The sequence below is a fragment of the Aquitalea sp. FG25 genome (assembly GCF_057809375.1).
Window position 1 is genome coordinate 155,698 of record NZ_JBMDJV010000007.1, and the last position, 20,196, is coordinate 175,893.

The 20,196-nt window shown below is 53.7% G+C and carries 25 protein-coding genes and 1 other RNA gene; 6 read left to right on the plus strand and 20 right to left on the minus strand.

The window, feature by feature from the left end; genetic code table 11:
- Positions 1–80: 80 nt before the first annotated feature.
- From ACODR9_RS08615 to ACODR9_RS08675, 13 genes are all read right to left on the minus strand, one after another.
- The gene (locus tag ACODR9_RS08615; RefSeq protein ID WP_488808814.1) at positions 81–605 is read right to left on the minus strand and encodes a hypothetical protein; all 525 of its coding nucleotides are present in this window, start codon (positions 603–605) and stop codon (positions 81–83) included.
- A 334-nt stretch (positions 606–939) separates the two neighbouring features.
- Positions 940–1,335, minus strand: a complete 396-nt coding sequence (locus ACODR9_RS08620) for a hypothetical protein (RefSeq protein ID WP_488808816.1) — start codon at positions 1,333–1,335, stop codon at positions 940–942.
- A gap of 445 nt (positions 1,336–1,780) precedes the next feature.
- On the minus strand, positions 1,781–1,999 hold the full coding sequence (locus tag ACODR9_RS08625; protein ID WP_488808817.1) for a hypothetical protein: 219 nt from the start codon (positions 1,997–1,999) through the stop codon (positions 1,781–1,783).
- Positions 2,000–2,061: 62 nt separating this feature from the next.
- On the minus strand, positions 2,062–2,256 hold the full coding sequence (locus ACODR9_RS08630; RefSeq protein ID WP_488808818.1) for a hypothetical protein: 195 nt from the start codon (positions 2,254–2,256) through the stop codon (positions 2,062–2,064).
- An 84-nt stretch (positions 2,257–2,340) separates the two neighbouring features.
- Positions 2,341–3,165: a hypothetical protein gene (locus tag ACODR9_RS08635; protein ID WP_488808819.1), complete on the minus strand. Its 825-nt coding sequence runs from the start codon at positions 3,163–3,165 to the stop codon at positions 2,341–2,343.
- A 211-nt stretch (positions 3,166–3,376) separates the two neighbouring features.
- The gene (locus ACODR9_RS08640) at positions 3,377–4,063 is read right to left on the minus strand and encodes a Rha family transcriptional regulator (RefSeq protein WP_488808820.1); all 687 of its coding nucleotides are present in this window, start codon (positions 4,061–4,063) and stop codon (positions 3,377–3,379) included.
- Complete coding sequence (locus ACODR9_RS08645) at positions 4,060–4,380, minus strand: KilA-N domain-containing protein (protein WP_488808821.1); 321 nt, start codon at positions 4,378–4,380, stop codon at positions 4,060–4,062. Before ACODR9_RS08645 ends, ACODR9_RS08640 begins: the two co-directional genes overlap by 4 nt.
- The gene (locus ACODR9_RS08650; protein WP_488808823.1) at positions 4,377–4,679 is read right to left on the minus strand and encodes a helix-turn-helix domain-containing protein; all 303 of its coding nucleotides are present in this window, start codon (positions 4,677–4,679) and stop codon (positions 4,377–4,379) included. The genes ACODR9_RS08645 and ACODR9_RS08650 overlap by 4 nt, the downstream gene beginning before the upstream one ends.
- A 9-nt stretch (positions 4,680–4,688) precedes the next feature.
- Entirely contained in the window at positions 4,689–4,970 is a 282-nt protein-coding gene (locus ACODR9_RS08655; RefSeq protein WP_488808824.1) for a helix-turn-helix transcriptional regulator, read from the minus strand.
- A gap of 330 nt (positions 4,971–5,300) precedes the next feature.
- Complete coding sequence (locus tag ACODR9_RS08660) at positions 5,301–6,155, minus strand: hypothetical protein (protein WP_488808825.1); 855 nt, start codon at positions 6,153–6,155, stop codon at positions 5,301–5,303.
- Between the two features lie 108 nt (positions 6,156–6,263).
- A complete protein-coding gene (locus tag ACODR9_RS08665) occupies positions 6,264–7,484 on the minus strand; it encodes a tyrosine-type recombinase/integrase (RefSeq protein WP_488808827.1) in 1,221 nt (406 codons plus the stop codon).
- Between the two features lie 186 nt (positions 7,485–7,670).
- Positions 7,671–8,035: a transfer-messenger RNA gene (gene ssrA, locus ACODR9_RS08670) on the minus strand.
- Between the two features lie 66 nt (positions 8,036–8,101).
- Positions 8,102–8,560, minus strand: a complete 459-nt coding sequence (locus ACODR9_RS08675; RefSeq protein WP_488808828.1) for an OmpA family protein — start codon at positions 8,558–8,560, stop codon at positions 8,102–8,104.
- A 426-nt stretch (positions 8,561–8,986) separates the two neighbouring features.
- Between ACODR9_RS08675 and ACODR9_RS08680 the strand changes: the two genes are divergently transcribed.
- On the plus strand, positions 8,987–9,559 hold the full coding sequence (locus ACODR9_RS08680; RefSeq protein ID WP_488808829.1) for a gamma-glutamylcyclotransferase family protein: 573 nt from the start codon (positions 8,987–8,989) through the stop codon (positions 9,557–9,559).
- A 106-nt stretch (positions 9,560–9,665) separates the two neighbouring features.
- On the opposite strand, the gene ACODR9_RS08685 is transcribed toward ACODR9_RS08680, so the two are convergent.
- A complete protein-coding gene (locus ACODR9_RS08685) occupies positions 9,666–10,130 on the minus strand; it encodes a DUF2846 domain-containing protein (RefSeq protein ID WP_488808830.1) in 465 nt (154 codons plus the stop codon).
- Positions 10,131–10,319: 189 nt separating this feature from the next.
- Between ACODR9_RS08685 and yjjJ the strand changes: the two genes are divergently transcribed.
- Positions 10,320–11,624, plus strand: a complete 1,305-nt coding sequence (gene yjjJ / locus ACODR9_RS08690) for a type II toxin-antitoxin system HipA family toxin YjjJ (RefSeq protein WP_488808831.1) — start codon at positions 10,320–10,322, stop codon at positions 11,622–11,624.
- A gap of 257 nt (positions 11,625–11,881) precedes the next feature.
- On the opposite strand, the gene ACODR9_RS08695 is transcribed toward yjjJ, so the two are convergent.
- The 4 genes from ACODR9_RS08695 to ACODR9_RS08710 all read right to left on the minus strand — a co-directional run bounded on the left by ACODR9_RS08695 (position 11,882) and on the right by ACODR9_RS08710 (position 14,209).
- Positions 11,882–12,046, minus strand: a complete 165-nt coding sequence (locus ACODR9_RS08695) for a hypothetical protein (protein WP_488808833.1) — start codon at positions 12,044–12,046, stop codon at positions 11,882–11,884.
- A gap of 82 nt (positions 12,047–12,128) precedes the next feature.
- Positions 12,129–12,452, minus strand: coding sequence for a thiol-activated cytolysin C-terminal domain-containing protein (locus ACODR9_RS08700; RefSeq protein WP_488808834.1), 324 nt, complete (start codon positions 12,450–12,452; stop codon positions 12,129–12,131).
- A 58-nt stretch (positions 12,453–12,510) separates the two neighbouring features.
- Positions 12,511–13,287 carry a hypothetical protein gene (locus ACODR9_RS08705; RefSeq protein ID WP_488808836.1) on the minus strand — a complete coding sequence of 259 codons (777 nt, stop codon included), beginning with the start codon at positions 13,285–13,287 and terminating at the stop codon, positions 12,511–12,513.
- Between the two features lie 202 nt (positions 13,288–13,489).
- A complete protein-coding gene (locus ACODR9_RS08710) occupies positions 13,490–14,209 on the minus strand; it encodes a Crp/Fnr family transcriptional regulator (RefSeq protein WP_488808837.1) in 720 nt (239 codons plus the stop codon).
- 517 nt (positions 14,210–14,726) lie between these two features.
- On the opposite strand from ACODR9_RS08710, the gene ACODR9_RS08715 reads away from it, so the two are divergent.
- Positions 14,727–15,347 (plus strand): hypothetical protein, encoded by a 621-nt coding sequence (locus tag ACODR9_RS08715; protein WP_488808839.1) that lies wholly within the window; start codon positions 14,727–14,729, stop codon positions 15,345–15,347.
- A 65-nt stretch (positions 15,348–15,412) separates the two neighbouring features.
- Here the strand turns inward: ACODR9_RS08715 and ACODR9_RS08720 are convergent, their stop codons facing one another.
- Positions 15,413–16,090, minus strand: a complete 678-nt coding sequence (locus ACODR9_RS08720; protein WP_488808840.1) for a hypothetical protein — start codon at positions 16,088–16,090, stop codon at positions 15,413–15,415.
- 542 nt (positions 16,091–16,632) lie between these two features.
- On the opposite strand from ACODR9_RS08720, the gene ACODR9_RS08725 reads away from it, so the two are divergent.
- Complete coding sequence (locus tag ACODR9_RS08725) at positions 16,633–16,911, plus strand: hypothetical protein (RefSeq protein ID WP_488808841.1); 279 nt, start codon at positions 16,633–16,635, stop codon at positions 16,909–16,911.
- 15 nt (positions 16,912–16,926) lie between these two features.
- Positions 16,927–17,226 (plus strand): hypothetical protein, encoded by a 300-nt coding sequence (locus tag ACODR9_RS08730; RefSeq protein WP_488808843.1) that lies wholly within the window; start codon positions 16,927–16,929, stop codon positions 17,224–17,226.
- Positions 17,227–17,568: 342 nt separating this feature from the next.
- On the opposite strand, the gene ACODR9_RS08735 is transcribed toward ACODR9_RS08730, so the two are convergent.
- A complete protein-coding gene (locus tag ACODR9_RS08735) occupies positions 17,569–18,516 on the minus strand; it encodes a hypothetical protein (protein WP_488808844.1) in 948 nt (315 codons plus the stop codon).
- Between the two features lie 895 nt (positions 18,517–19,411).
- On the opposite strand from ACODR9_RS08735, the gene ACODR9_RS08740 reads away from it, so the two are divergent.
- The gene (locus tag ACODR9_RS08740; RefSeq protein ID WP_488808845.1) at positions 19,412–20,173 is read left to right on the plus strand and encodes an HNH endonuclease; all 762 of its coding nucleotides are present in this window, start codon (positions 19,412–19,414) and stop codon (positions 20,171–20,173) included.
- Positions 20,174–20,196: the final 23 nt, after the last annotated feature.

Sequence of the window (20,196 nt, forward strand, 5' to 3'; positions counted from 1 at the left end):
ACTGTTCAGCCCAAGATTTGGCTAGCGGCTGCGTGGGCAAGGCATGAAAAAAGCCATTGATAAGCAGTAAATACGGATCATCAATGGCTTTTTTTGATAAATATTTTCTTCTTGCGGAGTTGGGTATCGGTAAACGTGATATCGATATAGTTAGCCACCTCGACAAAGGTTTTTAAGTGGCACAACTCCCCGTAGCCCACAATGCGATTAATATCGTTGAGGGCAAAATACAAATTCCCTCTGAATTCGCCAAAATCATTAACAATGTGCGAAATGATATCTTGCGGGTAGATAAGCGCTGACGGCAAGCCAATTCTGTTGGCAACGCAATCCCTGATGTATAAGCCTATACAAATTGCACGCGCACTGCGAAACCCTTCAGTTTCTTTGCCCCAGGCGGGATATGGTTTTCTGCTTTTATACTGCAGATAAAATTTTTCTCTCCGAATGCGCTGCTCTTTGAGTGTAATTTTGCAATTAATGTAGATGGCAAGGATTGAGCCTGATATGGCAAACACCACCAATGGAATCGACAGGGTGATGCTAATTGCCGCGTAGACAAAAAACAGGACAATTGTCCCGGTAATAATCTTTAACAGCCTCATGATCTGCCCTTGAATCCGTCTTTCAACATCAAGCTCAGCAAAAACCTGATGCCGGAAATGTAGTGTAGCTGCCGTCCGGCAGCAAAGCGAAGGCAGCGTAATTGCGGGACAAATATGAGGAACCGGTATTGATTCAGGACAAGGGAGTGGTCATGGTGGATGGACGGTATGCAGAGAGGCCGCAATACTGACAGCGTTCTCACACCTCTATTGATGTTGTTGATATCGCTCACCTTCACCTGGGTGGGCGATTTTTTTCATATCCACCATGCGGCTGCCGCCTTTGGCAAGGGCCGATGCTTTTAGCCCCGCCCGGCCAGGTGTCGGCGAAGCACTATTGAGAAACTGCATCATCCTTATGTTTCAAGGCAAACGGCATGGCCAATTCACAGTATCTCTGCGCATCGTTAAGAGTCACTGCTTTTGCTGCCGGTATTTTAAGCACGTTGCGTACCCCATTCTCTTCTTCCCATATCCCCAAAAGTGATTTTTCCTTTTTGGACAATATGCCGTCAAGTGTGGATTGAAGTGGACTGTTATAGTCATAGCTTGGCACTACCGCACAGACGGTTGCATTGTCCTTGCTGATTATATTGTTTACGCTGTTTGTAAACGAACCGATAGTTTCTCTACTGTCGATAACGGTTTGTGGTGCAAGCTGCTCCGTGCCGGACAGCGTGTATTGGACTTGGCCTGTGCCAAACAAAAGAGTGAGGATAAGTATTTTCATTTCACATTAATCCCAAAAAGAAATGACTACCGGACTTCATGCTGCAGTCTGGCAAATTGGCGTCACAACAGCGAGTGATAGTATGTCAATCCATGGTATGACAGGGCGTGACACAATAAAAAAACCCCGAGAAGTTTATTTCTCGGGGTTCTTGGCACACCATGACACGGTGTGAAATGCTAATTTGGGGTGGCGTCTACCGAATTGTGGCTTGAAAGCTACATCTGGCAATGAGTGTGACAATTTGAAATTAAATTATGCCCCCAAATATGCCCCCAGATGAGGGCGGCTGCTCCATTTTGTGGCTTACTCAGACGCAAAGAATAGTTCTCCTGTGCTCAACAAGACAAAGCCCCTCGCAAGGAGGGGCTCAGCTGGCCGGTTGGTTTTTATCCGATGAAGGGATGCCGGCCGGGGTCAAGTGTGGGCTTGCGCCCTGGGCGAGTCAACAATCCGCTGACTTGCTCCTGATCCAGTCCAAGAAAGTACTTTCCACCAGGTAGGTCACTTCATCTTTCATCAGGGCGACCATTGGTTCACCGTCCTCTGACTGACAGTCACCGGTGATCTCGTAGATGCCGGCCGGGATCTTGGTGATGAACTCGTTTGTGTGCGCGATGATCGCGGGTGGACGGAATTGCTGTGTGATGGTGAGGTGTTGCATGCTGGTGCTATGAGTGGTTATGCAAGAAAAAGCCCACCAAAGCGAGTGGTTCACATAGGCCGTTATGGCAACTTCACGTACCGCCACGTCTTCAGCCCAAGTGACTGAGCTATCCTTTTCGCATCTTCCTTTGTGCCTAACTGCGGCACCTTGTGCAGGTCCAACTCTGTTACAAGCTCAAACCCCTCTTTGCTACCCGCAGGATCGAACACGTACCAGCGCACGACGTTTTCAGTGGTTGCCAAGACATAGCTCATAGCTTCTCCTCTCGAATCTGAGCTTACCATGGTGAGTGGGTTATATACGCTGCCGCTAGTCAAGAAAAAACCCGCCGGAGCGGGTTAGGCACTAAGAAGCGATGACTTATTCCTAAGTCGGGTGCTCCATGCTGGGCTGGCGCTAAACCGTAATACGGTAGCAGATTCAGCCAATGCAGTTGTTGCTTGTCCGAGACTATTCGGATCGGCATCAATGTCGTCTATCACAACTAGTCGTTGACTATCTTCATAGCCAGCTAAGCGGAGATCAGAGCAGCGTCCAGCTGTACTGTAGACAGTGGACCAGTCAAATGAGTTGTCTTTCTTTTTGCTGACATATTGCATTAGCAATGGCTTTCCTTCTTCCAAGGTCAGAAGAAAGGGAATCTCAATAGAATGGCCGCTTGCGCCATAGACTCTGGTCCGCTTCTGTATGTGTTCGCGGCCAAGATTGGCTTCCAGCAAGTTACCCAGCGTATTTTCAAAACGCTCTCGGAGGGATCTGCCAGCATTCGCAATCGCGTGCGAAAGAACAAGCTGGCCGCTTAAGTGCCTCGTAGCGTATTGATCGAGGCACTTCTGACTGACTGGCTCAATGACTAGCTCACCGGCAGCATTGAGAGTTACGCCTGAAGGTAGCGATTTTGCAAGAGTGTCTATCCGACGCGCATCCAACCGCGCTCCATGCGTCGAAGCATGGAAAAAAACTGAAGCCCCATCTGTAAGACGCCAGTACCCATCCGAAATGGGCTGAGCGATGACGCGAGCAAGCTCACCATCATCGGCCAGCTCCAGATCAGACCAGAGCCAGAGCACACCATTCGGTCGTCGCTCAATTTCAAAGGTATTAGGCATAGTGTCAGTCAAACAGGTTCTGCTGGATTTCTTCTGAAGGCCATGAAAATCCATGGTTCATGGTCATATTAGCGCACGTGGCAAAGTATGCGAACACACTTTTCTCATCGGGGTTTACGTTTACTGGTTCAGCATAGTGGTGGCTGTGAACGTTATGCCACTGGTGATGATGTACTGGGTATTCTCCCGATCATGAAGCCAGTTAGCAGGATGGCGGCGTCAACAAGGTACGGTGCCAGGCTTGTGTAGATCCGATAAAGGCGGTTCATGCTGTCAGCCTCCCTTGTGCCGGACCAAACAGGCGGGCAAAGTCGTTCACACGGCGCTTTGCTTCGTCGTAGGCTTGCCGGTGGTCCTTGCCTTCGGCCAGGGCATCAGCAATGGCGGCATTCACCAGTTGATAGGCGGTGCTGACGGCATTGCGTTGAGCTGCGTTCAAGCTGTCACGCTGGCCGGCCTCGATGCCCAAGGCCTTGTTGATCATCTTTTCCACGTTGCTGTGGAAGATTTCTTCCGGCACAGCACTGCCATGGTTGGCGGCGCTGATTGCCATCTGCCGGGTGGCGTCATGGGCGAGATGGTAGAAGGGCAGGTACTGTCCACCCTTTGCTTCTTGGGCTTTTCTGGCCTCACTGAATGCCTTTACCAGCCGGAATTTCACGTCCACTGCACGGGCAGTGTTCCGCGACAGCGTGGCGGCCAAATAGGCTTGGTCTTCATTGAGTAGGGCATAGCGGACCGGCATACCGCCCCTGGAGCCTTTCGGGGGTTTCTCCATTTGAAATGTGACTACCCCAAACGCTTCAAAGTGCGTGGCGTGGTTCTCTATGTTCTGCAGCAGGGCGCGGTTTTCAATGTCCAGTTCGGCGGCAATGACACGGCTATCAATGCGCGGGCCGTCTTTGGCCAGTACCAGCGGCAGGCCATCGGCCTGAATGATTGGCTTGCTCATGCGTAGTACCCTCCAGCGTCCACTATCTGGCCATCGCACCAAACACCAAAGGTCGGATTGGCCCAGCGGGCAAAGCACACGTACAGGGAAGGGTGCAGCCAGATTCCGTCAGGTCTGCTGATATACAGGTCCGCTGGTCCGCGCATGTTGAGATGCCCAGCCATTGCGGCTAGGTACTCTTGCGTCTCAACCAGGGTCAGCCATTGCGTGGTGGCCTTGTCTTTGCCGCCAACATGCTCGGCTAGTTCGTCGCCATGCAGCCAGCCCTTGCGAGGCGCATGATCAGTATTGCAGGGGAAGGTCAGTACGTTGTTCATGCAACACTCCCTTCGCGGATAAGCACGTATTTGGCGACACCGCTATGACGATGGCCGTTCTGGTCCACCAGCTGGATGCGAATAGTGTCTATTTTGTAGCCAGACGAGCGGAGCTCTTTCACCTGGGCGGCCGGCATGAGGATATTCATGCGGTCGCGGGCATCGAAGGTCGTTACCGGCCCCTGGCGCAGTGCCGTGAGTAGTCGATAGCGTTGTGCGTCGGCGCTGGTATCAGTAGAATTTGCCTTGGTGATGGCGCTCGTTACTGCTTCGGCGGTGCGGGCGTTTTTGTTTTCCATGTCCGCCCCTTATGCCGCATCAGCCTGATAGTTGACCGGATCGGCAAGGAATTTCCTGATGTCCACCACGTTCCAAGCAGTCACGCGCTCAGATAACTTCAGGGGTTTTGGGAAGGTTCCAGCTTTTACTCTTCGCCAAATGGAAGAGTCAGACAGCGGGATAATCTGGCGCAGATCAGCAAGCCGGACAAAACCGGTTGCAGGCAGCGCGCCATAGGGGGCGAGGATGCCGGCTTGTGCGTCGGCAATCTTGATGGTTTTGCCAGTATTGGCAGTCGAGTGGTGTCGCATGTTATTTCCTTTTGCGGCTTACAAAAAAGAAATGACATGGCGGACATTCATAATGTCGCCGTTCGTGGATTGCAGTGTCAATACCATATCGACCTCGGTTGGCAACTTACAATTATGGCGGTATACGAAACTGTGTGATTGCTGCGACATGGCCAGATTTCCTATCTGTCAGGCGCAAAAAAAGCGCCACGTTTTGAAATGTGACGCTTGTTGCTACGTCACGGCTCTCTGTGACGTAAATGTAAAAGCCCCGAGATAGAGCCGTAAGATCGCGTGCTAGCTAACGGAGTGGGTTTGCAAGCTGACGAGGGTGGTTTGCTAGTAAACGACCTATTCGGGCAAATTTTCCCGAAGATCAGCAACCCATCCAGTTGCAGTCTTGATGAACTGATCGTGGCTCAGTATCTTCCCATTTGCTTGAGCGTAAGTGATAACTCTGTCACGGATGGCCTTTAGCTTGGTCTGGTGCTTTTTCCCAGATGGCTGTTCGAGATACAAATTGCGGCAGAAGTCACGAACTGGTTGCAATTTATCGGCTCTTGCATTTCCCCCATTTCTTGCAACATCAGCTTTCCCATCTTTTTTACCAACTTTTCTTTTAATTTCAGCCCTTTTGTTGCCCTCAGCTATTAAAGCAAATGCAGCCTGAAGTGAATAGTAAAGAACCATGTCATGGTTATCTGTCTTTAGGTATTGTCGAATCTTGATGAAATACAAAAGAGCTAAAAGTCCATAGCATGCCCTAAAGCTTGACCGAGGGCGATCTTCCTCCTGCCACACATACTTTGCCCATCCAGGATTTTTAAAAATCGCACTAACTATCTTTAGGTCATCCACCGATGAATCGCAAACTTGTGACTCCTGCGTCAGGGCAATGCTTTTCCCTCTGCCGCTTCTATAAATTTCCATTAAAATATGGAGGTTTATGATGGCCTCTTTAAGTTTGAAATCCATCACATCGGTATCATTCCCCTTGAATGGCTCATTGGCATAGCTAAAGCTACGTGAAAATAGCTTATATAGTCCAAATGGCTCTTTTTTTTCTGTCAATCCAAGCCATTCTCTACGCTCCGGCTCTGGTCGAGTCCCGTAAAAACTGTTTATAGCGTCAGTAAATTCTTTGTCTAACGTGATTCTTTTCTTATATATAGGGATTAGACTGTCAATTCTTTCAAAAATATTCATCACGCCCCCTTCGGCGTCCCTTGTTGGGTTTGCCAACACCAGGCGGCAAGGGTTTCCGCTTTTCGCCCCGTCGGGCTAGGTGTCGGCAAAGCTGGTGTAAATTCAGCGTCAGGCTGACTTAAACAGCGGCGTCACTTTCGCGCCAGCCTTCAAGCCGTCCAGGTAGTCCGCCCAGGACTGCATCATCCTGGTTCGTTCTGGCAGGTATTCGGCATAGTTGTAGGTTGCCCGGATGCTATTGCGCTCGGCATGGGCCATCTGGCGTTCGATGGCATCCCGGTTCCATCCCTGTTCATTGAGCAGGGTGGATGCCATGTGGCGGAAGCCGTGGCCGGTCATGTCCTCTTTGCTGTAGCCAAGGCGGCGCAGGGCAGCATTGACGGTGTTGTCACTCATTGGCCGGCCGTTGGTGCGTGCACCAGGGAAAGCAAACTGTCGGGTGCCGGTCAGGGCCTGCAGCTCGGTCAGGATGGCGACGGCCTGCTGTGACAACGGCACAAAGTGCTTTTCCCGCATCTTCATGCGCTCGGCCGGTATCGTCCAAAGCTGGTGTTCCAGGTCAAACTCCGACCATTCCGCCTTGCGCAGCTCACCTGGTCGTACAAACACCAGCGGTGCCAGCTTGAGGGCGCACTGGGTGATGAAGCTGCCCTTGTAGCCATCGATGGCGCGCAGCAGCTCGGCAATCTTGCTAGGGTCAGTAATGGTGGGGAACGATGTTTTGACCGCAGGGGCGATTGCGCCCACCAGGTCGGCAGCCGGGTTGCGCTCGGCCCGGCCAGTGGCCACGGCATAGCGGAAGACCTGGCCACAGTTCTGCATGGCGCGGTGGGCCGTCTCGATGGCGTCGCGCTTCTCAATGCGCTGCAGGCTGGCCAGCAGCTCCGGGGCGGTGATTTCAGCAATAGGGCGGTTGCCAAGCCAAGGGAAAATGTCGCGCTCCAGGCGGCGGATGATGCGGGTGGCGTGGCCTTCGCTCCAAGTGGGCTGGTACTTGGTAAACCACTCGCGGGCGACAGCCTCGAAGCTGTTTTCCGCGCTCAGCTTGCTGGTTGCCTTGGTGACTTTGCGCAGTTCGCCCGGGTCGATACCTTCTGCCAGCAGGCGGCGGGCTTCGTCGCGCTTCTCCCTGGCATCGGCAAGGCCAACTTCAGGAAACACCCCCAAGGCCAGACGCTTCTCTTTGCCATTGAAGCGGTACTTCACGCGCCAGTACTTTGCACCATTCGGCATGACCTCCAGGTACATGCCTTTTTCGTCGCTGAGGCGCAGGGGCTTGCCATCCTCACGCGGCTTGGCGTTCTTGCAGGCGGTGGCGGTCAGGGGCATAGGGGGCATCTTTCAGGGGCTTGGGGGCATCGATTTGTGCCCCCGTTGCTTATGCCCCCTTTTATGCCCCCTGAGGTGGGGGCATGTCAAGACACGTCATGACACGATAAAAAGCCATAAAAAAACCCCAAGAGGCTTATTTCTCGGGGTTCTTGGCACACCATGACACGGTGTGAAATGCTAATTTGGTGGAGGCGGCGGGAATCGAACCCGCGTCCGAAAGTCCTCTACAGTGAGTTCTACATACTTAGTCGTGTCATTTGGATTTAACCTCCACTACGCCGACGGACAGGCTGAGCTTTGGCGAGTTACCTTGAGTTTCGCACCAGACCAAGTAACCCGGCATGGCACTAGCAGATGTAGAGTGACACTACAGGGTTTTGACGCCCCCGGCCCATCTGCGAACCGTTGTAGTGTCTAGCCGGCCGTTAGGCTGCTAGAGCGTAAGTTTCGTCGTTTGCGACTAAAAAAATTCAGCGTTTTACGGGGTGACTGAAATCCCGGTATGCCCTCATCTGCTTCGCAACCCCCGTCGAAACCAGGTCGCCCCCAGATAGGATTGGTAATTATATAGACAAACACCCGCCAGCGCCAGCCTGCTGGTATTGGCAGCGGCCTTATTTGCTGGCGATCTGTACGCCCTGGGCGTCCTTGTCGGTGTTGATGCGCAGGGTAATGTGCTTGGCCGGTACACCGGATGCCACCAGGTATTGCTTCACGGCTACGGCGCGGGCATGGGCCACGGCGCGGGCGTTGCTGCTGCCACGGTGGCAGTAGCCGCGCACGATCAGCTTTTTACTGGCCTGGAAGCTGGCCAGCTGGCGCTGGATCTGGCCTTTGCCCACTTCATCCAGTGTGCGGCTGTTGGCGGCAAACGGAACAAAGTCCGGGTTGGCGGCGATATTGGCATCAATCTGTTTGTTGAGTGCAGCCTTGGCCAGTGCTGCGCTGTCTACTACCGGCTGGGCAGCCGGTGCGGTCGCTACCGGTGCGCTGGCAGGGGCCTGCGGTGCCTTGCTGCTGGAACAGGCAGACAGGGCAAGGGTAGCAAGACAGCAAAGCAGAATGCGTTTCATGATAAGGGTTTCCAGTCAGGGGAAAGTAAAGTGCGCCAGGGCTGGCCTTGGCGCATGAAAGGTTCGGCCTGGTAATCGGGCTCTCTTTTTTTAACGCAGCAGCGGCCGATGGGATGACAAGCGCCTGGATAGCTGCCCTTTAACGCGCCTGATGCTGACTGATAACCGCACTCATCCTTCAGCCAGCCAAATCCATGCCAGCCGGGTTCTGCTGCATCTCAAGCTGGCCGCCGCACTCAGGCAATGCGGCGATACCGGCTTGGCCGGGCCGACAAGGGCTGCGGACGAGGCGACGGGTAGTTATCCGGGTAAGCCGGAAGGTGATGGAATGTGATGCGTGGTGACAATGTCATGAAATGTGGCGCAGTATAAATGCGTCCAGCTGGCAGCGCCCTGTACAACTACGCCGCCTAACAGGCAGCCGCCATGGGCGGGCAGTTGAATCTGGATGTTAAAGGCCATCGCGTGTCTGATTTTGCGCATGCCATTTACCAATCTGGGGATCTGGAAGATGTTGCCGCCTGCCCGGAAGCCGGGCTGTGGATTCTGGAAATCCAGATCCGTCATCTCACCCTGCCATACGGGGCCCTCTACGAGGCCCTGCAGGTGGGGCAAACCCAAGGCCAAGCCATGAACAGCAAACAAGAAGTTACCGATCAATACCTGTTTTCCTACGGCACCCTGCAGTTGCCGCAGGTGCAATTGGCCACATTTGGCCGACTGCTGGATGGAGTGGCCGACCGCCTGCCCGGTTTCAGCCTGTCCATGCTGGAAATTACCGACCCGCACGTGATTGCCACCAGTGGTAAAACCCATCACCCCATCATTGCTTACACTGGCGCGGCTAGCGATGGCGTGGACGGCATGGCCTTGTTGTTGACGCAGCAGGAGCTGGAACAGGCCGATGGTTACGAAGTGGCTGACTATCAGCGTCAGTCCGTGCTGCTGGCATCAGACCATCAGGCGTGGGTGTATGTTGCGGCAGAGCAGGGCCGTTAGTGCAAGGGTGAGAAAGCCTGGTGGCGCCGGATGGATGCAAAACGCCGACAGTTGTCGGCGTGGGGTGTTTCACTACAGGCGGGCTGGTGCGCTCCCGCAAGCTTGATCAGGGCTTGCGGTCGCAATGCCCGTTTTTGGCCATGTCCAGCTTCAGGATATCGGCCTTGCCTTCTTCCTCTGTCATCTGTTCCAGCCCGGCACCGCCTACAAACACACCCAGCTTGATGTACTGGCGCACAAAGTAGTTTTTGCCGGCTTCGGCCATCAGGCTGATGGAGTTGGCCGAAAATTCAGACTCGGTATCCAGTTTGTGCAGCTTGCCACCCGCTACCTCGGTACGGAAGAACACATCCGGGGCGCTTTCGCCCACGCATTGGCCATCTACGAAGATGTCTTTTTTCAAGGCCTTGCCCACCAGGCTGTTGCGATAGATATACAAGCCGGCATTGCCTGCGGAGGGAGCGGCAAAGGTTTTGGCCTTGGCGGAATCTTCCTTGGAAGCCATGTCAACCGAGGCGCAGCCGGTCAGCAGTAGGGCAGTTACAAGGGCGGCAGCGGTAAAAATCTTCACAAAAATCTCCAGCGTGACGTTAACAAAGATTTACATTTTAGCGTTTTATCTGATTGTCATCATGACTAATGACAAATAATTTTACGCCTGCCGCATACCTGGCAGCCTTGCTCGCTGGGCCGATTGAATCTGCCGCCGCTAGATATTAGAATTACTATTCATTTATCTATTCATAAATCAATTCAAACCATGTCACGTCACGCCGATTCCATCCGCCAACAACTGGGGGCCGGGCCATGCACTGCCCGGCAACTGGTTGAAAAAACAGGCTTAAGCCAGCCGACGATATCGCGCGCACTGGCGGCGCTGGGCGATGAGGTGCTGCGTTTGGGGGCTGGGCCAGCTATTCACTACGCACTGCGCGATACCAGCCGTGGCGCGTTGGCCGTGCCGGTATACCGGGTGAGCGACGCCGGACAAATCCGCCAACTGGGCCGTTTGCTGCCAGTACGGCCAGAAGGCTATGTCATGCAGCAGGCAGATGGCGTCAGCCTGCACAGCGCCGGGCTGCCGTGGTGGCTGTACGATATGCGGCCGCAAGGTTATCTGGGCCGTGCCTATGCCTCAGCCCATGCTGACAGCCTGGGTCTGCCAGCCAATCCGGAACACTGGGGCGATGCCGAAGTACTGCGGGCATTGCAGGCGCACGGGCATGATGTCATCGGCAATCTGCTGATTGGCGATGCCGCCCGCCAGCACTTTCTATCCATGCCACTGCCGCAGGCGGTAGACCGTGCGCAGGATTACCCGCAGCTGGCCAGCGCCGCCAGTGCCGGCGAGCTGCCCGGCTCATCCGCCGGGGGCGAGCAGCCCAAGTTTTGCGCCTATGCAGACCACGGCCATGTGCTGGTGAAGTTTACCGCTGCCGATACCAACCCGGTCAGTCAGCGCTGGCGTGACCTGCTGCTGGCCGAACACCTGGCGCTGGCCGTGCTGGGGGTCACCACCAAGCTGTGGGATTTTGGCAGCCAGCGCTTTCTGGAAGTGCCACGCTTCGACCGCATCGGCCCGCTGGGCCGGGTAGGGGTATTCTCGCTGCGCGCACTGGATGCCGAATTTGTCGGTGCCGCCCATGCGCCGTGGCCGGTGGTGGTGCAGCGGCTGGTGGCGGCGGGCCATGTCACGCCGCAGTCGCATGCTGGTGCAGCCTTGTTATGGGCGTTTGGCACGCTGATTGGCAATACCGATATGCACGCGGGCAACCTGTCCTTTATCAGCCTGCATGGCCGCCCCTACCAACTGGCCCCGGCCTACGACATGTTGCCCATGGGCTTTGCCCCGCGCAGCGGTGGCGCGCTGGTGGATACGCTAGCCCCGGCCATGCTGATCGCCGAGGTAGACGCCAGTTGCTGGAGGCAGGCGCTGGTGCTGGCGCAGGATTTCCACGCCCGTCTGCGCGCGCATGACGGTTTCTCTGCCCGCTTTGCCCCCTGCATTGCCGCGCTGGGCGCCCATATCGACACCGCCGCCGAGCGCATTGCACGCATGGCTTGAGTCGTAGCAGCATGGACAGCGGCAAGCGCCTGCACTTAATCATGCCGAGCATGCGTGTTGCCTCGAAATATCCATGTCACGCTAATCCTGAAATCCAGGCCGATACTGCGGCAGAGCAGGGCGGACTGCGCATGTACACCTAAAATCAACACGATAAAACGGCGGCTGATCACAAATGGCTGGCCCGACAGGCCCGCGCACTGCAATCAGCCGCTGTTAGGCTTATTCAGCCTGTTGCACACCAAGCACTGGCCAGTTTATCGCGTTGGCCTGCCTTGTTTGTCCCAGCTGTTAATGCTGAGCAAGCCACCATTTTTCTTGTACTTTTTCCACTCACGTACGCGCTCGTTGGTGGTTTGGTTTTCAATACCTTTCTGGTGTTTTTCACGCTTGGACGGGCTTTTTTCACTTTTATGAGTCATGACGCACCTCACTATCGGGATAGGAATAAACAGAATGCTGCGCTTAACGGCCATGCTGATCTACAGCGGCCTGTCGTGTGGCTTAGGGGTTTTCCCATTCCACGCCATAGCCAATCAGCGTGGTGCCTTTTATCTTTACCTGTGCCTGCCCGCCCTTGAACTGGGCCGCAGGGTTATCCCAAAACAAATCACCGGTGACATTGCGCGGTTTCCACACCAGGCCGGTATCGTGCTCCACATGCAAGTGCAGCTGGGTGACACCATCATCCAGGGTAACCGTCCAGTTGGTACCGGCAGTCATGGCTTCGTTATCGACGGATTGCTGCTGAAAACCGGCATCCAGCCAGCTGGCTTTGCAGTGCGCAACAAAACCGCCTTTATTGGTTACAGTCAAAACGGTAGGCATGATTAATTGTCCTTGATCCAAAAATGTTTGTAGACAGGGTTGATTGCCGTGGCAGTCGTCAACCTTTCCAATTGGTTAGCAAGGCCTTGTCATTAAATGACAGGGCACGGAAGGCAATATGCGCTTGCGGAGCCTGCTCGCTACGCATCACGGCTTTGTTGGGAGACGGGAAGATATACTTGACGATTGAATCGGTAGATTCCGTAAAGCTATAACCCGCCTTGACATCACCCGCCAGGCCCTCTACCAGTGCCGATGTGGCTTTTGCCTCGCCACCGATGCTGAACTTTTGATTGCTGCTTTCCGAGGCAACCATAAATCCACCTGCGCTTTTCACCACGTCGGTTACCACAACAAAACCAGGCAAAATACCGCCGCTATTACTGCGTTTGCCAGCAGTGCCAGCAGCTTGCAGCAAGGTTTTGAAAACATCGACCCGCAGCAGGTTCTGCACCGGCATCAGCCCATCGGAACGCACGGCAGTGAAGTTAACCAACATGTCGTTGCTCTGGGAGAAATTCCAGCTGAACTTGATGCCGCCACTGATGATGGTTTCGGTATCTGGCTCCAAAAATTCGCCAGAGATTTTTTCCGTTACCGAGTGCTTTTGTACACCGCTGGTTTTATAGAAAAAATCACCAGTGGATTTAGAGCCGGTTTTAAACAAATCCGGGTATAGCTCGGTAATATTACCCAGCCGGGTAAATTCCGCCGTTTCCGGATTGATAACACCGTAGTCGCCCAGATTAACCTGGGCCACCATCGACCAGTTGCCCCACAGCGTGCCGTCGTTTTGCCGGATGAGGTTGGTCAGTTTTTTATTCCAATCAGTCATGGGATACCTTTCCTGAAAGATTATGTCGAACGCGTGACTGCTTTCGACGCCCCCAATATGGCGGAATAAAAAAAAGCAGGCTGTTACCGGGGTAACAGCCTGCAAGACATCTTTATGTTAAGAGCGCGCGGCCACAAGCGTTGTGGTATCAGCCAACACCGCCTGCAAGCAAGGCGTGGCTGGTGCTTAAAGCACGCAGGGCCTAGCACTTGCCCCGCGCAATGGCCAGCAAATGGGTTTTTTCGATGACCCGCACGCAGCCATCTATCAGCAAGATGGCCCCGCACACCACCAGGCGCTGCAAATGCTGGTTAACTTTGGAGCGGCTGCCATTGGCCAATTGCGCCAGCGTGCCCTGGTTAAAGCGATGCAAGCGCAAATCGGCGATCATCGCGGATTGGGTATGCAAGCGCAGCAGGATGCGGGCAAGCCGGGCATCCAGCGAATGCATGGCCAAATCCTCAATGCGCAGCAGTAATGTAGCCGTGCACTCCTTAAGCAAAAAATCAAAGCGTTTAACCAAATCCCGCGTATCAAAGCCCGGAGATAATTGAGTCCAGGAAAATTGCATCACCACGGTGGGGGAATGGGCCGTCAGCAAAATGCTGGACGCTAGAAACGGGCAAACCGATTCACCCGCCAGAAACCCATCCAGCACCTCGCCGCGCGACAGCATGGTGACAATGAATTCATTGCCATCCGGTGAAATCATCGACACCTTGACGGCACCGCGCAGCACCACATACAGGCTACCGCTGCTGCCGGTGGCCTGGTGCAGACGTTGGCCTTCTGCCAGCGCCACATAACTGGCGGCATTGGCCAATTCGGCCAATTGAGGTGTGGCACAGCCACCAAACAAGGGCAGGGCCTGAATCAGCCCCAGGTAATTGACATCCGCATTGGGCATGAGCGAGCCGACCATTGTGCTTGTGTCCCGGATTGCGGCGATGCAGGCGCACAAGGCAATCGCGCCAAGACAGCCTCCAGGATGGAAAATGGCGCACAGCATGGGCCGGTACCGCCGGATTGGCCTGCGGACAAACCCATGCGTGACACCGCCACGGCACACACCTTGCCGCTGCTGGCCCCGCGCCACAGCAACATGATCAAATCACGGCAATCAACAGACAGGACACCGCCACCACCCACGGCATGGCCGCAGGCAGCAGACAGAATATTGAAATGGGTATCGAGTATCCTGCCGCTTTCATGCCAAACAAATAGTCTGATTGGCTTATCTATAGTCCATCAGGATCAGGCCTGTCACCGAGAACAGTCCGCCGCAGATAAGCCATGCGCAGCCTGCAGGCCATTACACAGTGACGCGCAATGGTAATGTCTTTCACATCAATATGGGCCTAAATGCCATCCATTTGGCATTGCGAATCAAGCAGATTCAAGCAAAATAACGCGTTCTCCCTCGTCAATAAGGAAGCGCCATGGCCGGTTTGCTTGCCAAAAATGCAGTAGTCCAGGCATGTCTTGATGGCATTGAAAACGCACAAGCTGCATACAACGAGATGTCCGGTTCCTGGGTGTGCTGGGCACCGGAATACTTGATTACCACCGAAATTGCCCGCTCGCTGGCAGCGCAGGAAGGCAGCAAATACATCACGCTAGAAAACGGCACCTATGATGCGCTGGACGCAGCCAATGCCACCGGGCGCGGCAAATTCCACCCGTCCATCCGCATTGCTGGGAGGGTGGATATTGTATTGCGGTGGGCCAACTACACGCCTCGCGCGGTGATAGAAGTCAAAAATAACGTCCGCAGCACCTCCATCTGCACGCGCGACATCACACGCATAAAAACCATGCTGGCGCGCAAGCGCGATCAAAGCAGCCTGAAATTTGGCATCTTTGCCTTCTACACCGACTGCCGGGCAAGCGACTTGGCAGAAGCCGACCAACGGATTCGCAACAGGCTGAAAACCATCGAAACCAAGATCAAGGGCCTGTTGGGCTCCGGCTTCAAGGCGACCGTGAAAAACAATGAAATCAAACCACCGGTTGATGGCTGGGCATGGGCGGCTGCCTGCGTGGTGATTACCCGAACCTGATTTTGGGTTTGCCTGGTCTGCCACCACACGGCGGCAGACCAACTGGAACGGACGCAATCACCTTGTCACGTTCCTGCAGCCGCCTCCACCCGCCATGCCTGCTTGTCCATCCGCCTAGCCAATAACTGATGGCAGGCCGTCACCAGCCGCAGCAAATCCGCACTATTACAGCTCAAGCCCTCCGGCCCGGCCATGCGCTGCGCCAGCGCCTGCAGCGGCGTTACCTGGCTGTCCAGCGCCACCACCCGGCCATGGGCATGGCGGCGTGGATGGTTGGGCGTAAAGTGCAGCGTCAGCAGCCAGTTACTGTGCTGCCAGCCGTCTTGTTGTTCCAGCGTCGCCCGCAATACCGCATGGCTGATCTGCTGCCCGGCCTCGGTTGCCATGGCCAGTGCCTGGTCTTGGCGTGGTGCGGTGGGTGCTTGTTGATGCAGGGCGGGCAGCACCTCCCGGTTAAGCCACTGGCGCAGGGCTTGCGCGGCTGGGCGGCGGCATTGCCGCAAGGCGTGTTGCAGGGCGGCTTCTGGCCAGTAGGTGTCTGTTTTGCTGTGTTGGCTGTGGGTGCAGTGCTGGGTGGCCAGCCGTTGTTGCAGTTGTTGGCGTAGTCGGCTGCCGAACAGGGCGAGGATGTCGTCGGCGCGCAGGCAGCATTGACCGTGGTGGTGCAGGTGGATGGGGTGGCCGAGGTAGTACAGGGTAAGGGGAGGGGGATGCTTGCTTGTGTTTGATCCGGTATTCGCCATGACTAGGCCCTCTGGTGAGTAATGAAGGCTGCCACGCACGTCGCCAAACGCGGGTGGCAGGCCAAAGCGGGGTTGGCGAACCGGCACCAGCACCGGCAGACCGCATAGGTCTCCCCACTTGGCCCGCCGTGGAAGGATGCAGACGCAAGTGAGAAAAGCCGCTTAGCGCGGCTTTTCTGTACTGGTGTAACTGGGTCGCCAAACCCGGTTGCATGTTTGGAATGCAACCCGGAAAGGCTACGCAGTGAGACCAGCAGCGGCAAGGGTAGAGGGGCGCGGAGACACTGGCAAGAGGTGCAGGTAAGGGGTTTGAATCTGCTGCGCGGATGATGCTTTGTGTTGCCGCTTCCGCGCGGCAGACGGGAAAGAGGGCTTGCGTGGCCAAGCCCTCTCCTCCACCTCCAAGGCCACCCCACAAGCATGGCCTGCGGCTGCCCGACAGGCCCCGTCCGGAGCGAGGCGCGCCTGAACTCGCGATTTGCTAACGTCAAATCGCTCAGACAGGGCAGGCGCTTAAAACCTCGCCCCGGCCACCCGTCGGCATGCTTGACGGGGCCAAGGGTGGCGTCGGTGCGGTGGTTTCAGATGATGAAAAACTTTTTTGGCGCACTGAATATGTCATTGAAATATTGAGACCATGCGAGCAAGCTGTAAGCAGCCAGCAAACAGCCAAGAAATGCATGATGGAAGGGCGCAGGATGTCGGGATTGATGCCGGAGATGTTGCGCGGCCATCGGAAAGCGTGGTTCAGGCGGTCAGATCGAGATTGCTACGATAATCATCCGAACATCTTGGTGGGTATTGTTAAAACGGCAAACTGATATTAGAGGCGTAAGATGGAATTTTTCGGCAAGAGTCAGTCCCCTTTGGCAAGGGTAAATAGGGTACTGTTTGTAATTATTTTGGCAGAAATTCTTGCGTCCTTCGTGTTCGATTGGATGCAAAAATATTCATGGGTAACTATTGGTATTTTAGGTGTGATCGATGTTTTAATGAGTATAATTACTAAAGAAGTAATTTATATTCGTGGTGGTGAAATTCACTATGAGAAAAACAAAAAAACTTATATTTTTTCATGTTTTATGTATGCTGTGTTTGCATTAATGTTTCTTTATCACGGTCTGTCAAAATTTTAGGCGCATTATCGAATCGTTCCGCCTCTTATTTTTATAATCTGTGCCGACAGTAACCGGTCCCGTCAGCGCGAGCCGACCCAGACGTGCCGCTCAGGGTCTTAAGCGGTCGGCTGTCCGCAGCGGCGCGACGTTAGCGCGCCGCAAGTTCCGGCCGCGCCCTGAGCGGTGCGGCTGGGGCGGGGTTTCGACGCGCTGGGGGTCGCCTTTTCTTTGGGTACTTTCTTTTAGCGAAGCAAAAGTAAAGTACCTCGACGGCGGGGCGAGACCCGCGAAGTTGTTTTTTTATTGTTTAGAGATTCTAAATTTTACTAGGTGCTTTGCGAATTAATCATCTAACGAATTTTAATTGTCAGAAGGGTGAAATATTTTTATGCTTTTAAGAATTTTATTGCCTTCTGCGTCGCTCTGAAATAATTCAGTGTCAATGTCTTTTTGGTTTGTTGTGATGAGTGGAAGTTTTGTTTCAATTTCTTTTGCTAGCTTGTTGTATGAATTAATGGCTTCTAGTATTTGATCTTGAAGTTCGTGTCTCGGGTCTTGAGCTAAAATGGCACTGCTTAAACCGAGAGGATGTCCATTTGTGTCGGTGATCCAACGAATGCATATCGGATATTCAAACATTGTTTCTATTATTCGCTGATGCCCGTCAGGGGATGTGCCGATGTGGCGGATCCAACTGAACCAACTTGATGGATAGTTCATCGACAATGTTAGTAATACTAGACAGTCTCCAAAGGCAGCTATAATTTCGTCTAAATGAAGATACTCTGTACCCACCGTAAAAGCTTCGGCATCAAGGTGGGCTCCAATCTTGTTGCGAACCCAGCGGATAGGACCCTGTAGATGTTTTTTTCTTAGACGCTTTGCTATTTCGTTGTATGTTTTTTGATCTGTGATTGGCCACCGATTACGGGTGTCGCGAGAAGTTACGTCATTCATCTTCGTTAGCAGAAGCGCTGTGCCATCCATGAGTTTGCATACTGGTACAGTGACTGCCCTCATGGCTCTCCATCTTACCTTCGTGTCAATTAATTGTTCCGCGTAAAACGTGATGTCACGGCAAGCTTCGATAGCAAGCACGAGCATGCGAGTGCGCTCGTTATAGGGTGTCCAGTGAGAGGTGGTGTTGTCGACATCAAGTAGGTCCACAATGCCAGGTGAAAGCATTTCCCCGTCCGGTCCCATTGTAATCGGTAGGCCGTTAAATTTTGATGCGATCTTTTCTAACAATTCTGTGTTAATGATTAATTTTGGTGTGATCGCTTCTTTTCTTTCTTGTGCTGCATCCATTTGCTGGTCTCCTTTGTGAATCGAGCTTTGTGGTGAGATTGCTAATGGCTGTAATCATTATTACATTTTGTTTTACTGCTTTACAATTACTTGTAATATTTTGCTTGTAAAAAAGCCCTGCATTTACAGGGCTTTTTTACGGGAAGATTTTAGCATTTTAAGCTGAAATTCGAGATTGCAAATTTCAACTTTTCCGATTTCTGACAACGTTAATGTGAGATTCATCAAAATATGAATCTCTTTTATTTTTGTTATCAATGGCTTAGGTTTCATTTCGATCAAAATAAATGAAGTGGATTTCACTCAAAGTGTGAAATTGTATTGGAATGAAGCCAAAGAATGGAATTCTGCAGTGTGCTGCGCTCCAGATGCAGTACGGATCAGCCGGCTACGTGTAGATGTCCCTACAAGGCAGAGGCCTCGTCGGGGTTTGCATCTTATGGCATGGATGGTGAGCTAGGCCGAAGCGAGCTGGCTGGCATCGGTCTTGTGCTTGTCAGCGAAGGGGGCCCTGTGCGATGGCTCCAAGTTGGGAGCTGCAGCCGGCGGCTGATGCGAGTCCCTCTCACCTCCGTCATCCTGGTAACTGCTCCGTGTTTCGAGGCTGAGCGCCTACGCTTTTCCGCTCACAAAGTAGCTCCCTGCGCGAGTTGGTGCAGCTTGTCTATGCGTGCTATCTGATCGCTTGCGATGGATTATGTGAGCCGCTTCTTTCTGTCGTTTGTGAATACCAATTTATCGTTGCGGATGAGGATGAGGGTAACCAGCTAGCTGGGGAGGCTGCAGATCCATAGGTGTTGATCGGCACAGTTGGATGTATGACAGAAGGCAAGGACTGGTCGAATTTTAGAATGCTATTATCATTGCCACTTCATCGCGTAGAGGAGGGGTATCTGTGGCAATCCTTTTTTGTAATGTTGGCTGGATGCAGAAGTACGATGGCTTAGATGCCGATAGCCTTGAGCGTGGTGGTTCGTATAACAACCATTCTATCGGGCATGAAGTGTGCAACTTCACTCCTGTCGGTGATGTGGTTTACGGCTACGTCCAAGCAAACGGGAACATCAAACTGGAGAACTTGGGCGCGTCCAAGAAAGATGACTCAGTTGATGGTGTGACCGTTGTATGGACAGCATCGCCGCCAGATGGTGGGACTGTAGTTGTTGGCTGGTACTTGAACGCCACTGTTTACCGCACGGTACAGCAGACGCCGCAAAAGGCAGCTAAGCACATCGCCCAAGGGGCAACCAACTTCCGCATCAAGGCAAAGCGCAAAGATGCAGTACTACTGGAAGAGCGCTCTGTTTTGATTCCGCGTGCCACAAAAGGGGGCATCGGGCAGAGCAACATATGGTATGCCGACAAGCCGGAGAGTAAGCCGATTGTTGAGCGAGTAATGAAGCTCATCAAAGAGGGATCCACCCCCTTGCCAGATATAGACGAGCCTGGCCGGCGGGAAGGGAAGGTCAGGCTGAGTGCTCACCTCCGCAGGGAGCGCAATGCCAAGCTGGTAAAGAAGAAGAAAGAATCCGTGCTGAAAGCGACCGGGAGACTCTGTTGCCAAGTCTGTGGCTTTGACTTCAAGCAGGTGTATGGCAGCTATGGTGAAGATTTTTGCGAGGTACTGAATCGCCCCGGCTTCTCTAGACACTCTTGAGCCGTTGGAAATATTGCTTCTCA

Coding starts and splice junctions, on each gene's coding strand:
- ACODR9_RS08635 (WP_488808819.1), bottom strand. CDS start 3,165: ATGGATTTTCATGGCCTTCAGAAGAAATCCAGCAGAACCTGTTTGACT.
- ACODR9_RS08715 (WP_488808839.1), top strand. CDS start 14,727: ATGGCCGGTTTGCTTGCCAAAAATGCAGTAGTCCAGGCATGTCTTGAT.
- ACODR9_RS08700 (WP_488808834.1), bottom strand. CDS start 12,452: ATGCCTACCGTTTTGACTGTAACCAATAAAGGCGGTTTTGTTGCGCAC.
- ACODR9_RS08620 (WP_488808816.1), bottom strand. CDS start 1,335: ATGAAAATACTTATCCTCACTCTTTTGTTTGGCACAGGCCAAGTCCAA.
- ACODR9_RS08655 (WP_488808824.1), bottom strand. CDS start 4,970: ATGCGACACCACTCGACTGCCAATACTGGCAAAACCATCAAGATTGCC.
- ACODR9_RS08630 (WP_488808818.1), bottom strand. CDS start 2,256: ATGAGCTATGTCTTGGCAACCACTGAAAACGTCGTGCGCTGGTACGTG.
- yjjJ (WP_488808831.1), top strand. CDS start 10,320: ATGTCACGTCACGCCGATTCCATCCGCCAACAACTGGGGGCCGGGCCA.
- ACODR9_RS08660 (WP_488808825.1), bottom strand. CDS start 6,155: ATGAATATTTTTGAAAGAATTGACAGTCTAATCCCTATATATAAGAAA.
- ACODR9_RS08665 (WP_488808827.1), bottom strand. CDS start 7,484: ATGCCCCTGACCGCCACCGCCTGCAAGAACGCCAAGCCGCGTGAGGAT.
- ACODR9_RS08640 (WP_488808820.1), bottom strand. CDS start 4,063: ATGAGCAAGCCAATCATTCAGGCCGATGGCCTGCCGCTGGTACTGGCC.
- ACODR9_RS08710 (WP_488808837.1), bottom strand. CDS start 14,209: ATGGTCGGCTCGCTCATGCCCAATGCGGATGTCAATTACCTGGGGCTG.
- ACODR9_RS08705 (WP_488808836.1), bottom strand. CDS start 13,287: ATGACTGATTGGAATAAAAAACTGACCAACCTCATCCGGCAAAACGAC.
- ACODR9_RS08720 (WP_488808840.1), bottom strand. CDS start 16,090: ATGGCGAATACCGGATCAAACACAAGCAAGCATCCCCCTCCCCTTACC.
- ACODR9_RS08625 (WP_488808817.1), bottom strand. CDS start 1,999: ATGCAACACCTCACCATCACACAGCAATTCCGTCCACCCGCGATCATC.
- ACODR9_RS08695 (WP_488808833.1), bottom strand. CDS start 12,046: ATGACTCATAAAAGTGAAAAAAGCCCGTCCAAGCGTGAAAAACACCAG.
- ACODR9_RS08615 (WP_488808814.1), bottom strand. CDS start 605: ATGAGGCTGTTAAAGATTATTACCGGGACAATTGTCCTGTTTTTTGTC.
- ACODR9_RS08650 (WP_488808823.1), bottom strand. CDS start 4,679: ATGGAAAACAAAAACGCCCGCACCGCCGAAGCAGTAACGAGCGCCATC.
- ACODR9_RS08725 (WP_488808841.1), top strand. CDS start 16,633: ATGCTTGACGGGGCCAAGGGTGGCGTCGGTGCGGTGGTTTCAGATGAT.
- ACODR9_RS08675 (WP_488808828.1), bottom strand. CDS start 8,560: ATGAAACGCATTCTGCTTTGCTGTCTTGCTACCCTTGCCCTGTCTGCC.
- ACODR9_RS08730 (WP_488808843.1), top strand. CDS start 16,927: ATGGAATTTTTCGGCAAGAGTCAGTCCCCTTTGGCAAGGGTAAATAGG.
- ACODR9_RS08645 (WP_488808821.1), bottom strand. CDS start 4,380: ATGAACAACGTACTGACCTTCCCCTGCAATACTGATCATGCGCCTCGC.
- ACODR9_RS08735 (WP_488808844.1), bottom strand. CDS start 18,516: ATGGATGCAGCACAAGAAAGAAAAGAAGCGATCACACCAAAATTAATC.
- ACODR9_RS08680 (WP_488808829.1), top strand. CDS start 8,987: ATGGGCGGGCAGTTGAATCTGGATGTTAAAGGCCATCGCGTGTCTGAT.